The following is a 278-nucleotide window of genomic DNA, read 5'->3' as shown; positions in this document are numbered from 1 at the left end:
CTGGCTGCTGCTGCGCAATCCAGAAAACGTCCCGGAAGAGCAACGGCCCAAGCTTGAAGAACTACTGGCAGCGAACAAAGCCTTGATGACCACATACATCATGAAGGCTAGTTTGAAGGAACTATGGCAACCCAGCGGGGCTTGGCAATGGCGCTGCCGCTGGAAAACTTGGCTGCGCATGGCTGCTGAGAGTGAGATTGAGTCACTGAGCCGCTTCGCAAGGCGCTTGAAGACCTACTGGAGAGGCATACTGGCCCGCGTGCGCTGGCCTATGCATA

1 protein-coding gene is annotated in these 278 nt (G+C 56.5%); it reads left to right on the top strand.

What is annotated here, in order from left to right:
* A partial coding sequence (locus GTP77_RS31490) for a DesA/ISL3 alpha bundle tail domain-containing protein (RefSeq protein ID WP_161075767.1) occupies positions 1 to 278 on the top strand: 278 nt, incomplete at both ends.

It is taken from the genome of Pseudoduganella aquatica (assembly GCF_009857595.1).
In the GTDB taxonomy this organism is placed as follows: domain Bacteria; phylum Pseudomonadota; class Gammaproteobacteria; order Burkholderiales; family Burkholderiaceae_D; genus Rugamonas; species Rugamonas aquatica_A.
This window is presented reverse-complemented; position numbering and strand designations above follow the sequence as displayed.